The organism is Anatilimnocola aquadivae, assembly GCF_049819085.1.
Classification (GTDB): Bacteria; Planctomycetota; Planctomycetia; order Pirellulales; family Pirellulaceae; genus Anatilimnocola.
The window spans coordinates 5258021-5272908 of the sequence record NZ_CP187419.1 but is presented as its reverse complement, the minus strand read 5'-3'; the positions used below and the strand labels follow the sequence as shown (position 1 = coordinate 5272908).

The window sequence follows — 14888 nt, the reverse complement described above, 5'->3', positions numbered from 1 at the left end:
ATGGGCAATCTCGCATTCGCCCGAAAGTAGAGCGACAAACCGTCGCCTGAGGGGCATGCTCTGGAACAGATACTAGTTTTATGCCGATTATAGGTGCAAAACCGTTGACCTTAACGATAGGGGAATCCATAACAGCTTCTTGTACCCACCTGCCGGGCAATTACCATGGATTGGACCCCGCCTGAAAACTCCCCTTGAAGCAGGGTTTCTGTTCCCGCCCCGATTGATCGTTGTCCGCAGCCGCACCTAGGAAGTTCTGCAATGTCCGATGCACGCACCAAGTCGTCGAAGCTCCGTCGTCGCCAACTCTCGGCCAAGCCTGCGAAGAAGCCACTCCATAGCCGCCGGCTGTTTCTGGAGAGCTTGGAAGACCGACGGGTAATGGCCTTCACTCCTGGCGATGTCTTCGCAGCGAGTTTTGTAAGTTCACCTTTTGGCCTCTATAACGTCACCGCCGGTGGTGACATGTCGGCTGCTACACCCCTCGCCAATCTTGCTTCCTCATCGGCGGGGCAAATGGTCTGGTCGCGCGACCTGAGTACCGCCTATGTCTCGCTCTACGGCAATGGAACCGTGGTGGCTCTCACCTCTACGGGCACGGTCAGCACGTTTGCAACCGGTTTGAATGGTCCTACGGGCCTGATTCTGACCGACGATGACCGCTTGCTCGTGGCCGAAACTGGCAGTGGCGAAATTACGGATATCACCAGCGGAGGCAATTTCGCAGCAGCTTCGCCGTTTGCAACTGGCTTGAGCGGTCTTAGAAATATGATCCAGCTCGCCGATGGCAGAATTCTCGCTCTTGAGGGAAATGGCGAAGTCACGGAATTGGGAGCCGGCGGCAACTTGTCCGCAGCAACTCCTTTCGCATCCGGAACCGGTTCGCCCTCGGATATCGTGCAATCGAGCAGTGGCGCAATTTTTGTTTGCGACTTCATTGGACAAAGAGTGCTTAATATTACTGCCGGCGGCAACTTCGCGGCAGCAACTCCCTTTGCCACCGGACGTGGCTTTATTGGTTTGACATTTGACGGTGCTGGGCGCTTATTGGCTGCTGACATTAATGGATCGCGCGATAGTATTTATGATATCTCGGCCGGTGGCAATTTTTCTGCCGCAGCCCCTTTTGCCTTTGGCGCTCCCGATTATTCAGTCGATTCGACGCTCGACACCGTACCCGAACCTACTGTGGGCACGCTTGTTCCCGTGATTAATGGTTCGGGCAATCTGGTGATCACCGATTCGGACGTTGTGGGTAAGGTGAACAACCTGACCATAGGCAACGATGGCGCGGGGAACATCGTCATTACCGATGCGAATGAGGCCTTCTCGGGAACGGGTGGCATCGCTGGTGCTGCACTCACTAACGGCAACAAGACGCTCACCGTTCCAATTGGCTCGATCACCGGCCCACAGATCATCATCGAAGGCGGGGGAGCTGCTGACACCGTTACTGCGAATCTGGTCAACGCCCTCGGCAAGATTCTGACGTTCAATGGCGGCACGCCCACGACCAATCCCGGCGACAAGCTCATTGTCTCCGGTGGCACACACGCCACCGCGACGCTCAACCACACAAATGCCAGCGACGGCAACGTGGTTTTGGGTACGAATACCATCAACTACACCGGTCTCGAGCCGGTCGATATCACGGGCACCACCATCACCAGCCTGGTGATCAATCTGCCGGATACCGATGACGCCACCGACGACGATACCAAGCTGAGCATCTCGGCCGGCAACCTGATCGTCGATAGCCTAAACGGCGAACACGAAGACGACTCAATCAGCTTGACGGGCATCACCAGCATCACGGTGAACGGTCGCAAGGGCGATGACAAAGTCACGCTCGATAAGACGCTGAAGACATTCACCGGCACCATCACGGTGAATGGCGACGAAGGTGATGATGTCACTACCGTTGATCTCAGCGGCGGCAGCTTTGCCGGCGCGTTGAGCATCAATGGCGGTGTGCAGGCTACTGTTGCGGGCGACAAGATGGTCGTTGCCGGCGGTACGCTCACCTCAGCGACGCTTGGCTACGCGGGCGTGGGTAGCGGCAACTTGCTGTTCGATACCACCGCAGTGACCTTCACCGGCATCGAACAGGCCGATTACGCCACCACGACCAGCGGCAAACTGATCATCGATCTGCCCAACGGTCCGATGGGCGAAAACGACGATACCAAGATCAGCATCTCGGGCGGCAATCTGGTCGTCGAGAGTCTGAACGGCAAACATCAAAAGGATACGTTCAGCCTGACAGGCGTCACCGACATCACCGTGAAGGGCCGCGATGGCGACGATAAGATCACGCTCGATACGACGTTCAAGACTTTCGCTGGCAATGTGGTAGTGAACGGCGGCAACGGCAACGACACCCTGGTCGCCGATCTGAGCGGCGGAGCCTTCGACTCGAACCTCACATTTAAAGGTGACGCCCCGGTTGTCGCCCCCGGCGATCGCCTGCAGATCTCGGGAGGCACCTTTGCAGCCGTCACGCTGAATCACACCAATGCTTCGGATGGAAGCGTGGTGCTCGATGGCAAGACGATCAACTACGAAGGTCTCGAACCGGTCGATCTCACCGGCACCACGATCACCGCGCTGGTGATCAACCTACCCGATACCAAAGATGGCACCGACGACGACACGCGGCTGAGCATTGTGGCCGGCAACCTGATTGTCGACAGCGTCAACGGCGAACACGAAGACGACTCGATCAGCCTGACCGGTATCACCAGCATCACGGTGAACGGTCGCAAGGGCGACGACAAGATCACGCTCGATGCGTCCGTCCTCGATATGGGCGACAAGATCACCATCAACGGCGGCGATGACGACGATACGCTCATTCTCGACGACTCCGCCGAAACGACCGCTCACACCTACGAACTGGGTGGCAACAAGATCGGTCGCACCGGCAAGCTCGTGACCTTCAGTGATATCAAAACGCTCACACTGAGCGCCGGTACGAAAGATGACGCGCTGAACGTCACCTCGCCTTCGGCTGCTACGGGCGTGACCACCTTCGATGGTGGTGGCGACGCGGATTCGCTCACCATTGATGATGCGGCGGGCGCTACCGCGCGAAATTATGAACTCGACGGCAATCAAGTCGGCCGCGCTGGTGCGCTGGTCGCGTTTGCCAATGTTACCAATGTCGTCGTCAACGCTGGTTCAAAGGACGATTCGCTGGTACTGAAGGCCGCGGCGTCTGCGGGCACGAATGTGACCTTCAATGGCGATGCTTCGGTCACCAAGACAGGCTCGAACACGCTTGACCTGACCGGTTTCAATCCAGCCGATGTCTCGCTGGAGACTGTTACTGCCGGCGGATTCGGCGGCACGGTTTCCAAGGCCGGAGCAGTCGTTCTGAACTTCACCGAGGTCGATGCCATCAATGCTGCCACGGCGGTGGACGACACGCTCAGCAACAACATTCCTGCCGCCGCCAAGTTCACGCTCAACGAAGATGCCAATCAAAGCAAGGTAGATATCAGCGGCACGGTGCTGACGTTCAGCAAATTCGATACGGTGCGAGGTGGCACGCAAGCCGACCAATTCGCGGTGCAGAAAACCACGACGATTGCCTTGCAGCTCGAAGGTCGCGACGGTGCTGACACCTTCACCTTCACTCAGGCTGGTTCCATCGACAATCTGACCAAAAATGTTGTCGTGATCGGTGGTGCGGGCGACGATACGATCACCGTTGATGACAGCTTGGACGCTCAAGCCAACAACTACCTGTTGGGCTCGGCCACTGGCGACTCGACCATCAGCCGTGACCCTGCAACCGGCGTCATCTCCTATCAGGACGTGAAGCTGGTTACGGTCAAGTCGAACAACCTCGACAGCAAGTTCTCGTTCACTGGCAAACCAACCGCCACCACGACCGATATTCAAGCTGGCACCGGCAATGACACGCTGGACTTCTCGACGCTGAAGATTGGTGCAGTCGACAAGGGCGTCGATGTTCGCCTCACCTCTGCTGCCACTGCCACGTTCGATGGCAACGCTCGCATCACCGGCGACGTCGCTCCGTTCCTCAGCTTCAAGGGTATCGAGAACGCCAAGGGTAATTCCGTTGCGACTGACGATACGCTGACCGGCTTGAATACGATCAGCGAATGGACGCTCGATACCACCGCGGCAATGAATGCCGTTGGTCAGCTGAATACTTACACGGACACGGCCTCCACCAAGGTGCTACGGTTCGCCGAGTTTGAAGTTCTCAACGGTGGCACTGCCAAGGACACCTTCAAGGTCCGCGTGAACGCCGCTGAAGACTTCGTGCTGAACGGTAACGCCGGTGCCGATATCTTCACGGTCGGCGAAACTTCGAGTTCACTCGCGAACATCAACTCGCTGAAGCTCGACGGCGGAGCCGATGCCGACCTGCTCACGTTGCTAGATACGGCCCAAGCAGGCCCCGAAACCTATACCATCACCCCCAGCAAGATTTCGTTCGAAGCGGAAGCCATCGAACTCGCACCTCTTCAGACCAGCTTCAATGTTGAAACGATCAACCTGAAGGCCAGCAAGGGCGCGAATATCATCAACGTGGAAGATGGTACCTACGGCACTGCTCCCACGGTCATCACGCTCGACCATCCGCTGGTGCCGAACGTCAAGTCGGTGCTCAACATCACTGATCCAAACGATCTGGTCGCCAATACCTGGACGGTGAATGCCAAGTCGGTCGTCCGCGAAGTACCCGCCAAGCTGACCGTTGATTTCACCAACACGCCGCTGAGCAATCTCAGCCTGACCACCGGCAAGGGTGGCGACACGATCAACGTTAAGACGATCGCTCAGCCCACGAGCGTGAATGGCAACCTTGGTAACGATGTAATCACGGCTGGCGAAGGCAATCTCGATGCCCTGGCTGCCGGCTTGACCGTGAGCGGCGGCGGCGAAGACGCGACGCCGACGCGCACCGTGTTCAGCGGCGGTACCACCGTGGATACCGTTTCCGGCACGACCATCACGACCTCATTCATCCCTGGCAAAACTACTGGCGTAGTTAGCGGCGACACGCTGAACATCAGCGATCTCTCGAAGACCGGTCTCACGAACTACGACATCACCGCGACAACAGTAACTCGCAAGACCGCAGCCGTGGTCACTGTCAATCATGGTGATTTCGAGCTGCTGAACTTTATCGCCGGCAAGGACGATAGCGACGTCCAGATCTTGATGGGCGGCACACTGCCCGCGGTGATCACCGTCGATGGTGGCACCAACGCCCTCGCCAAGGATAACCGCCTGCACGTCGTCGGTACGACCGGCGACGACAAGATCACCATTGGCAATCTAACGGCAGTCGAAACCGATCGCTCGAAATTTGAAGTGAAGAACGTCGCTCGTATTTGGGTTGAGGCCGCTGCGGGTGCCGACAGCATTCACAATCGCTCGGCGGTGCCGGGCTTGCTGGACGGCGACAAGTCGAAGACCACCGACGCCGTGCAAGCGGGCAATCAAAACGACATCATCAGCTCCGATGCTCCTAGCAACGCCACCTATAGCCCGGTGCTGCTTGGTAACGACGGTGCAGACTTCATGACCACCTCGAATAACAGCGCCACGGGTATGACCTACCTGGTTGGCGACTACTTCGTAAATCCCAACGTGGCCTTCACGTTTGGCAGCGCGACCAAGACCAGCCGCATTCAAATCGTCAAGGATGGTGCGACGTTTGGCCAACCCGGCGACAAGTACTCCACCACCCAGATGCCCACGAAGCGGAATTGGGCTTTGGGTCGGCTCGATACCTACTACAGAGGCAGGTTCCTGCTGGTTGGTGATATCACGGCCTCGTCTCTCACGGTCATCGAATGGTTGCAGGCTCAATTGCCCCGCGCTTTGACGATGACGGCCAACGTCAAAATGCTCGCGCCGATCAACAAGGCCGTGCGCGACTTTGTGCGAGCACCAGGCTCTGCGGCCAACCCCGTTGCCAGCAACGTCACCTATCAGCCACTCGGCAAGGCCTTGCCCGCCACGGTCCCGAATGGTTCCACGCTGATGAATGGCGGCGAAGGGATTGAGGAAGAAGAATACTACTCGGTTACTATGACCAATCCGTTCGAAGCGACCGACGTGAATCTCGATGGTCGCATCACCGCGTTCGACGCTCTCGTCATCATCAACGAGTTGAACAAGGCCGGCGCTCGTCCCATCGATACGTCTCCTGGTGGTGAATTCAGTGGCGATGATGCCGAGCCCGGCGATCCGCTGGCCTTCCTCGACGTCAACGGCGATATGCAGCTGACGGCCCTTGATGCCTTGCTGGTCATCAACAAGTTGAATCTGGGCCAGACGACCTACGAGATTCCCGAGTACTTCTTCGGCTACGACCCAACGGCAGACGAAGCAGAAGCGGCCGCCAATGAGCAGTTCGCCATCGATTCGGCTGCTGTAGAGGGCCAGGCGAACAGCGTTTCGGATGAAGCCCTGCTGGCTTTGCTCGCAGCCGATCTCGACAGCGATGAGACCGAATAAGCACATTCGGAAAGCAACGTGTAAGTCTGTCATCAGTCATCGTAGATGACAGACGAGCAGCAAAATCGGTAAGTGCCCAAACGAAGTAACATCTGGGCGCTGCGGGTGCCAACGATTAAGGTGGCAAGCTTAGGATTCTTCCTTCCCACTTGCTTGCCTACCGATGTCGCAAACCACCGAACTGCTGATTTTGCTCCCGTGCCATAGCTTGGAAGATTTTCCGACCTATCACGACGGCGACGACTCGCAAAGCCTGCTCGCGAATTGGTCAGCCCTATGGCATCCAGAGTTGATGGCTGCCGCTGGTCAGGCCATCGAGTGGAAACGTATCGAAGATCCGCCGCAGGAACTGGCCGGACGGATCATTGCCGTGCCGACCGTATGCGTTCAGCGCTTGCCCACCGGCTATGCCCAACGCGTCAAAGAATCCGGCGGCTGCCTGATTCGTGGGAAGACCGACCGCAAAGACATCGTCGAAGCGGCTCTCGCCTTTCTCGGACCCCGCGCGAACCCTGTGAGCGATGATCTCGCTGCCGACTTTCTCGCGCTCGGCTATGGATATCTGCAAATTGCCCTCCTCACGCGGCAAATGCGTTACTCCAGCAATCTCGATGAGACCTACTTCAAAACGACCGCCGTGGCAGCCGCCAAGGCTGCGGTCGAAGGGAATGAAGAACTCGCTCGCGAAAAGCTCGGCGCTTGCTTCAGTCTGCTCGCCGAAGAGCGCGACCATTATTACCCGGTCGATGCATTGGTCATCGATCTCAAGCTGATGGCCTCATCGACGATCGGCGCGCCCTTGCGATCCGATCTGGCCGGGGATACTCCAACCAACTTGCTCCTGTCCGGCGAATTGCTCGCCGAGATGGCTGCCAAAGAACCCGCGTCACTCGATCTGGTCCGCGATCGCCTGAATACCGGCACGCTCAGCATCATTGGTGGCGAAGCCAGCGAACGGCGACTGCCGCTACTATCGCTCGACGATATCGCTGCGGGACTGAAACAGGGGAGCGAAGTCTACGAACAATACCTGGGCAAGCGCCCCGAAGTGTATGGCCGCTGGAAGTTCGGTCTTACGCCGCAATTGCCGGGCATGCTCAATCGTCTTGGCTATAAGGGCGCGCTCCATACCTCGCTGGAAGATGGCAAGGTCCCCGAAGGGACTCAGCTAAAAGTACGCTGGGAAGGGATCGATGGGCAGGCCATCGATGCCATCGCGAGACCGCCGCTCGATGCCTCCAAGCCTCAGACTTTTCTCACCTATGCCACCAAGCTGGGCGAATCGATGGACGGCGATCATGTCGCCACCATTTGTCTGGCCCACTGGCCCGGTCAGGCCAGTTGCTGGCTCGGCGATTTGCAACGCATCGCCAAATACTGCTCGGCCCTTGGTAAGTTCGCGACGGTCGAACATTACTTTCGCGAAACGGCCCAGCCTGGGCACATCGACCGCTTTGAAGCTGACAAGTACAAGTCTCCCTATCTGAAGCAAGCGGTCATTCGCCGGCACGAAGATCCCATCTCCACTTCCGTCCGCTACTGGCAGCAGCAGGCTCTCGCCAACAGCACTAGCACGCTGCAGACCTTGGCCGCGCTCGTCGGCGGTGATGCAAAAAGTAGTGCTCCCGCGAGCGAAGCACCGTTGGAAGCTTCGTGCACCGACGCTTCGCTCGCTGCTGCTCAAGAGGCGCGATCGTCGGCAGCGACAAACTGTGCCGAGAAACTGGCCGGCACCAGTCGCGCTGCCGGCAATGGCGTGCTAGTCATCAACCCACACAGTTTTGTGCGGCGCGAAAATGTCGAAACCAACTTCCTCAACGCCTTGCCGACCATCGAGAAGCCCGTCTATGCCACGGGTGGCACACCCGCAGCAGGGCAAGTGGTCGTCGATGTTCCTCCCTTTGGTTTTGTCTGGATCCCATCCGAAGCGAAGCCCGCCCGCGAGACCAAGCAGCCAATTCTGGCCGAAGAGAATGTCCTGCGTAACGAGTTCTTCGAAGCGATTATCAACCCGATCACCGGCACCCTGGGCGCGTTGCACGAGTATGGCAAACGCGGGAACCGCATGTCGCAACAGCTGGCGCTTCGCTTGCCTGGCCCATCTCAAAAGCCGGGAGACACGTATCGCGATCCCGACGAAACAGCCGTCTACACGGTGATGGCTGCCGACGAAGTGAAAGTAACCAGTGCTTCGACTGCCATGGGCGAGATCGTTTGCACGGGCCGACTGCTCGATCGCGAAGGAAAGAAGCTCGCGGGCTTTGTGCAGACCTATCGCGTGTGGCGCGGCAGCCGGGTGCTGCAAGTGCAGGTGGAACTCGATCCCATCGAACAACCTCGGGCGGATCCATGGAATTCGTATTACTGTGCGCGATTTGCCTGGGCCGACCCAGCTGCTGAAGTCTTTCGCACCTTGCATCAAACCCGCGTACCCGCGGGCGGCAAGCAGTTCGAGGCACCACACTATATCGACCTGGTCACGCTCAAGGACAACACCACGATTTTTACCGGCGGTTTGCCCTTTCATCGCCGGCACGATGCCCGCATGCTCGATAGCCTGCTGATCACGCGCGGCGAGCGAGCCCGCAAGTTTACGTTTGGCATCGGCATCGACGTGAAGTATCCGCTCACGGAAGCAATCTCGCTGCTGAGCGGACCCGTCGTCGTCGAACGAGCGGCCAAGCCCCATTCGGGGACGACCGGTTGGCTGGCGCATATCGACGCCCGCAATGTGCTCGTTACCTCGTGCGAGCCGTTGGTCGAGGAAGGACGCGTGGCCGGTTTGCAGCTGCGCTTGCTGGAAACGGAAGGTCGGCCGGCGAAAGCGAGCATCAGGACGTTTCGCGCCCTGGGCAGCGGGCACGTCGTCGATTATCAAAGTAATGTGCTGCGTGACTGTGAGGCCGAAGAAGGCAAGTTGCGCGTCGAGCTGACACCTCACGAATGGATTTGGGTGACCGCAAGGTTTCAATGAGCATGATCGTTGCCATCGATGGTCCCGCGGGAGCTGGCAAGAGCAGCGTTGCTCGCAGGCTGGCTCATCATCTGGGATTTCAGTTTCTCGATACCGGCGCGATGTACCGCGCCGTGACCTGGGCTGCGCTGCGCAAACACTACGGTGCCGGTGATGCCGACGCGATTGCCGAACTGGCGCAGCGGATGTCGCTCATCATGCACGACAACCGCGTGCTGCTCGACGGCCACGACGTGACCGCCCTCATTCGCACCAGCGAAGTCGCTGGCTCGGTGTATCTGGCCGCCGATAACCGTCGCGTGCGCGAGCGGCTCGTCCACTTGCAGCGCGAGTTTGCCGAAGGAAATGACACCGTAACCGAAGGGCGCGATCAAGGCACGGTTGCCTTTCCGCATGCCGAGTGCAAAATCTACCTCACCGCTTCGCCCGAGGAACGAGCGACCCGCCGTCACAGCGAGTTGCAGTCTCGCGGTGAGCAAATATCGTGGGAAGAAGTGCTCCGGCAGATCAACGAACGAGATCGCCGCGACACGCAGCGAGAATTTGGTCCGCTGCGCCGCGCCGAAGACGCGATTGATGTGCTCACCGATGGTCTCAACACCGAACAGGTGATTGCCCGCCTCGAGGCCATTGTGCGCGAGCGGCAACAGAAGTTGTCGTTGGTCTGACTTCCTTCCTGCCTGCATTCCTCCTTTGAATTTGCTGCCAAGAATCACCTTTCTCTGCTATGGAACGTACCTGGGTACAGCGTGCTGGCTACGATGCGTTCCGCACCTTCGCGCGGCTGTGCGGGATCGTCCTCTATCGAGTTCGTTGGCAAGGCGCGCAGAATTTCCCCAAAGAGGGCGGCGCACTCATCTGTTCCAACCACCAAAGTTACTTCGACCCAGTCCTGGTAGGGCTGTCGTGCGACCGGCGCATGAATTATCTGGCCCGCGACACGCTCTTTAAGAGCCGCATTCTTGCTCCGTTGATTCGCTTTCTCGATGCGATTCCCATTGACCGCGAAGGGGGTGGGCTGGCCGGTTTAAAGGAGACTCTGCGGCGACTGAAAGCGGGCGAACAGGTGCTGATTTTTCCTGAAGGAACTCGGTCGGAAGACGGCGAAGTGCTACCGCTGAAGCCTGGCTTTTGCAGCTTGGCGCGCCGCAGCAAGGTGCCGCTGGTACCGGTCGGACTCGATGGCGCTTATCAATCGTGGCCCCGAAGCGCGAGATTCCCGCGCCTCGGTCGCATTGCCGTGGTGATCGGCGAACCCCTGCTGCCTCAGTTCATCGCTTCACTCACCGACGAACAAGTCGTCAGTGAATTGGAAGCTCGCATTAAAGAATGCCATCGCCAGGCGCGAGAGCTGCGGGCTTGAACTCATTACGCCACCGCCCCTGCGGCGGTGGCTCATTCGCTTTTGCGCTAATTGTTGTCGCCACCTTCCGGGTGGCGCAAGTTAAATCCCTTCGGCGGCCAGGAAGCGCTCTGCATCGAGTGCAGCCATGCAGCCGGTGCCGGCCGACGTGATGGCTTGGCGATAGTAATCGTCGGCGACATCGCCAGCGGCGAACACACCCGGCACGCTGGTGAACGTGCGGAAGTGCTGCGTGTACTTGATGTAGCCCTTTTCGTTCAGTTCGAGTTGGCCGTCGAGGAAGGAAGTATTCGGCGTGTGACCAATGGCCAGGAACAGGCCGTTGGCAGGCAGCTCTTCCTTGGAGCCGTCCTGATTGTTCTTCAGGCGAATTCCCGTCACACCAGCCTTCTCATCACCAAGCACTTCGTCGACTTCGCGGAAGAAGTGAATCTTGATCTTAGGGTTTGTCTCGGCCCGCTCCTTCATGATTTTTGAAGCGCGGAAGACATCGCGCCGCATCAGCATGTGAACGGTCGAAGCGTACTTGCTGAGGTAGGTCGCTTCTTCGACGGCCGAGTCACCACCGCCGACGACCACCATGGGCTTGTTGCGGAACCGGGGAAGCGCGCCATCGCACACGGCGCAAGCACTCACGCCGCGATTCTTGTATTTCTCTTCTGAAGGCAAGCCGAGGTAATTTGCCCGAGCACCCGTCGAAACGATGATGGTATGCGATTCAATCGGTGCTCCGTCGCGCGGCTTGATTACGAAGGGCCGCTTGCTGAGATCGACCGAGACCACGTCATCGGTGACGATCTTGGTGCCGAAGTTAATCGCCTGCTGACGCATCAGGTTCATCAACTCGGGCCCAGTCACCGCGTGCGGGTGCTCTTCGATCATGAAGTCGTTGTGCCGCTCGGGATCAATGGCCGACTTGATATAGCCGCTCAGGTTGCCGGAGGGAAAACCGGCGTAGTTCTCGACTTCGGTGGTCAGATTCAACTGGCCCAGCGGCAAGGTACCAGCGACCCGGTTCTCTTCCGTGATGGCTCCCTCGAACACGATCGGGTGCAAGTTTGCCCGGGCCGCATAGATCGCGGCAGACCAACCAGCGGGACCACTACCAATTATCACCACATGCTCGGGCATCGAAACATCCTGAAAGAGTGTGAAGCCAATCAAGCCTGATTATAGGAACAGCCGCCCGGTCGTAAACCGGCGGCTGTGGCTAGTTTGGTAGAAGTCAAAGATCGTTAGCGGACACTTTGCCGGGGGACTACCTGCGGCTGCAGTGGTTCCCCGCCAATCAAGCTCACTCTTCCCAGAATTAGAAGATGCCCAGGGCAGCCAGGCTGTAACGAACGACGAGGCCGGCGGCGACCACGCTGACCATGCTCATCAGTTTGATAAGAATGTTCAGGCTGGGGCCGCTGGTGTCCTTGAAGGGGTCACCCACGGTATCGCCGACCACGGCTGCCTTGTGCGCATCGGTCTTTTTACCGCCGAAGTTGCCGGCCTCGATGTGCTTCTTGGCATTATCCCAAGAGCCACCCGAATTGGACATGAACACGGCCACGCAGAAGCCGGTGGCCAGCGTTCCTACCAACAAGCCGAGTACGCCGCCTACTCCCAGGAGCAAACCGATGACGACCGGGGTCACGAGCCCGAGGAGCGAAGGCAGAATCATTTCCCGCTGGGCAGCTACGGTGCTGATTTGTACCGGCCGAGCGTAATCGGGCATCGAAGTTCCGGCCATAATCCCAGGGTTCTCTTTGAATTGGCGGCGAACTTCTTCCACCATTCCCTTGGCCGCACGTCCCACCGCTTTCATCGTCATGGCGCAGAACACAAATACCGACATCGAGCCCAGCAAAATGCCGACCATCGCCTTGGGGTTCATCAGAGAAGCGTCGTAGTACGTGGCGAAGTCGGGAATGGTGGCATGCTTCAGCTCGATGAGCGTCAATTGATCCTCGCCCATCGTAAGCTTGCGCCGCTTCGGGCTTCCCCGGAAATCGGTCTCTAGAAGGCCAGTGCTTTTGCCGGTTTTTGCCAACGGCAACGCTTGCCAGGCAGGCAAACGGGCTTCAGTTGGCATGACGAGGTACATCTCGTAGTTTTTGGGATCGTTTCCGTTTTTATGGAGCACGAAGTTCTGGTTGATCTTGTAGTAGCCATTGTCGGCTGCCGTGGCCACGACTGTGGGATCTTTGCCCCAGCGTTCGAAGCCCACGCGCACTTCTTCGATATAGGCGGCAAGTAGAGCGAGCGCGGTAAGAGCCGCCGAACCGATGGCAAACCCCTTACCCGTCGCAGCAGTCGTGTTGCCCAGAGCATCGAGAGCGTCGGTGCGGCGGCGAACCTCGGCACCCAGGTGAGACATTTCGGCGTTGCCACCGGCGTTATCAGCAATCGGGCCGTACGCATCGGTGGCAAGTGTGATTCCCAGCGTGCTAAGCATCCCCACAGCGGCAATACCCACGCCGTACAGGCCGAGGGCGAAATTGTCGACGCTGGCAAAGTCCCAATTGTTGGCGAAACCAAACGAAGCCAAGGTGGCAATGCACACAATCACCACCGGTGCCCAAGTGCTTTGCATACCGGCGGCGATACCACCAATGATTACCGTGGCTGGGCCGGTCTGGGCCTGAGCGGCAACTTCCTTGGTCATCGAGTATTCGTCGCTGGTTGCGATCGTTGTGTAGTAGCCAATCAGCCAGCCTGCCACGAGGCCGACCACCACGCTACCTGCTACTCCCATGTGGTCTGGCAAAATCCAATACGCCAAGCCAAAGGTGCAAACCGCGACGAGCAGAGTCGATGCGTTAATGCCGCGAAAGAGTGCGGCCAACAGGTTTTTCTGCGTGGCCTCTTCATTGGTACGGATCACATACATGCCGGCGATCGACAAAACGATGCCCACTCCCGCGATTGCCATCGGCAGCAGCAGGGCGGCCAACTGTTTTTGTTCGTTGCCGAGAAAGGCGGCCACACCGAGTGCAGCCGTCGCGAGAATCGCACCGCAGTACGATTCGTACAAGTCGGCACCCATGCCCGCGACGTCGCCGACGTTGTCACCCACATTGTCCGCAATCGTTGCTGGGTTACGCGGATCGTCTTCAGGAATACCAGCTTCCACTTTACCGACGAGATCTGCACCGACGTCGGCTGCCTTCGTGAAGATACCACCGCCTACTCGCGCGAACAAAGCTTGGCTACTGGCACCCATACCAAAGCACAGCATGATCACCGTGATTTCGCCTAACGACAGAGCCTCGTGGCCGAACGCTCCCATGCCCCAGCGCAGAACCGCGTACCAAATGCAGATATCGAGCAACCCGAGGCCGACGACGACGAGGCCCATCACCGCCCCGCTGCGGAACGCCACCTGCAGGCCCTGATTCAAAGATTTTTGCGCGGCCGCAGCTGTGCGACTGCTCGCGTGCGTGGCGGTCTTCATGCCGAAGAAGCCGGCCAAACCGCTGAAGAAACCACCCGTAATAAACGCGAAAGGGACGAACTCACTTTGCGTTTTCAAGACGAATGCTTGAATGGCCAACAAGGCGGCAATCACGACAAAAAATGCCGCGACGACTTTGTATTGCTGCCGCAAATAGGCGGCAGCCCCCGTTCGCACGTAGCCGGCAATTTCTTGCATGCGCGCGTTGCCTGGATCTGACGCCATCATTTGGCGGTAGAACACAAATGCCTGAGCCAGCGCGATGATGGAGCCCAACAAGCAGATGCTCCACACCAGCACTTCCGTAGTACTCCCGGCGGCAGGTGCCACAACCACTGCCGCTGGAGGCTCACCCTTGGGAGTTTCTTGCGCCCTAACCGAGTTCGACATAGCGAGCAGCACTGTGCAAACCAGTGCCACCATCAATGCCCCACACCATCGCCGCACGCTGTTCATCATCCGTCAGTCCTCGTTCCAGGTTGTCCATCGAGCGCCGCCAGCGAACGGAATCGCCGGCCCCAACAGCCAGAACTTGCGTTCAACTGTCGGAGGAAAATGACGTCGCATTAAAGCCGCGTGATGGGCACCTGTCAACCAGTGGATCG

Annotated in this window: 6 protein-coding genes; 4 read left to right on the top strand and 2 right to left on the bottom strand. The window is 58.5% G+C overall.

All coding sequences use genetic code 11. The annotated features are described in order from the left end of the window. Positions 1-261: 261 nt before the first annotated feature. From NA78x_RS20810 to NA78x_RS20795, 4 genes are all read left to right on the top strand, one after another. Positions 262-6504 carry a dockerin type I domain-containing protein gene (locus tag NA78x_RS20810; RefSeq protein ID WP_425614298.1) on the top strand — a complete coding sequence of 2081 codons (6243 nt, stop codon included), beginning with the start codon at positions 262-264 and terminating at the stop codon, positions 6502-6504. Positions 6505-6667: 163 nt separating this feature from the next. Beyond that, positions 6668-9478 (top strand): hypothetical protein, encoded by a 2811-nt coding sequence (locus tag NA78x_RS20805; protein ID WP_425614297.1) that lies wholly within the window; start codon positions 6668-6670, stop codon positions 9476-9478. Positions 9479-9480: 2 nt separating this feature from the next. Continuing rightward, positions 9481-10146, top strand: a complete 666-nt coding sequence (gene cmk, locus NA78x_RS20800; RefSeq protein WP_425614296.1) for a (d)CMP kinase — start codon at positions 9481-9483, stop codon at positions 10144-10146. Positions 10147-10205: 59 nt separating this feature from the next. Further along, the gene (locus NA78x_RS20795; RefSeq protein ID WP_425614295.1) at positions 10206-10841 is read left to right on the top strand and encodes a lysophospholipid acyltransferase family protein; all 636 of its coding nucleotides are present in this window, start codon (positions 10206-10208) and stop codon (positions 10839-10841) included. A gap of 81 nt (positions 10842-10922) precedes the next feature. Here the strand turns inward: NA78x_RS20795 and NA78x_RS20790 are convergent, their stop codons facing one another. After that, on the bottom strand, positions 10923-11972 hold the full coding sequence (locus NA78x_RS20790; protein ID WP_425614294.1) for an NAD(P)/FAD-dependent oxidoreductase: 1050 nt from the start codon (positions 11970-11972) through the stop codon (positions 10923-10925). 178 nt (positions 11973-12150) lie between these two features. Continuing rightward, a complete protein-coding gene (locus tag NA78x_RS20785) occupies positions 12151-14673 on the bottom strand; it encodes a sodium-translocating pyrophosphatase (protein WP_425614293.1) in 2523 nt (840 codons plus the stop codon). Positions 14674-14888 lie beyond the last annotated feature (215 nt).

Excerpts from the sequence above, each read along its gene's own strand:
- NA78x_RS20810 (WP_425614298.1), top strand. The coding sequence starts at position 262 with ATGTCCGATGCACGCACCAAGTCGTCGAAGCTCCGTCGTCGCCAACTC.
- NA78x_RS20805 (WP_425614297.1), top strand. The coding sequence starts at position 6,668 with ATGTCGCAAACCACCGAACTGCTGATTTTGCTCCCGTGCCATAGCTTG.
- cmk (WP_425614296.1), top strand. The coding sequence starts at position 9,481 with ATGATCGTTGCCATCGATGGTCCCGCGGGAGCTGGCAAGAGCAGCGTT.
- NA78x_RS20795 (WP_425614295.1), top strand. The coding sequence starts at position 10,206 with ATGGAACGTACCTGGGTACAGCGTGCTGGCTACGATGCGTTCCGCACC.
- NA78x_RS20790 (WP_425614294.1), bottom strand. The coding sequence starts at position 11,972 with ATGCCCGAGCATGTGGTGATAATTGGTAGTGGTCCCGCTGGTTGGTCT.
- NA78x_RS20785 (WP_425614293.1), bottom strand. The coding sequence starts at position 14,673 with ATGTCGAACTCGGTTAGGGCGCAAGAAACTCCCAAGGGTGAGCCTCCA.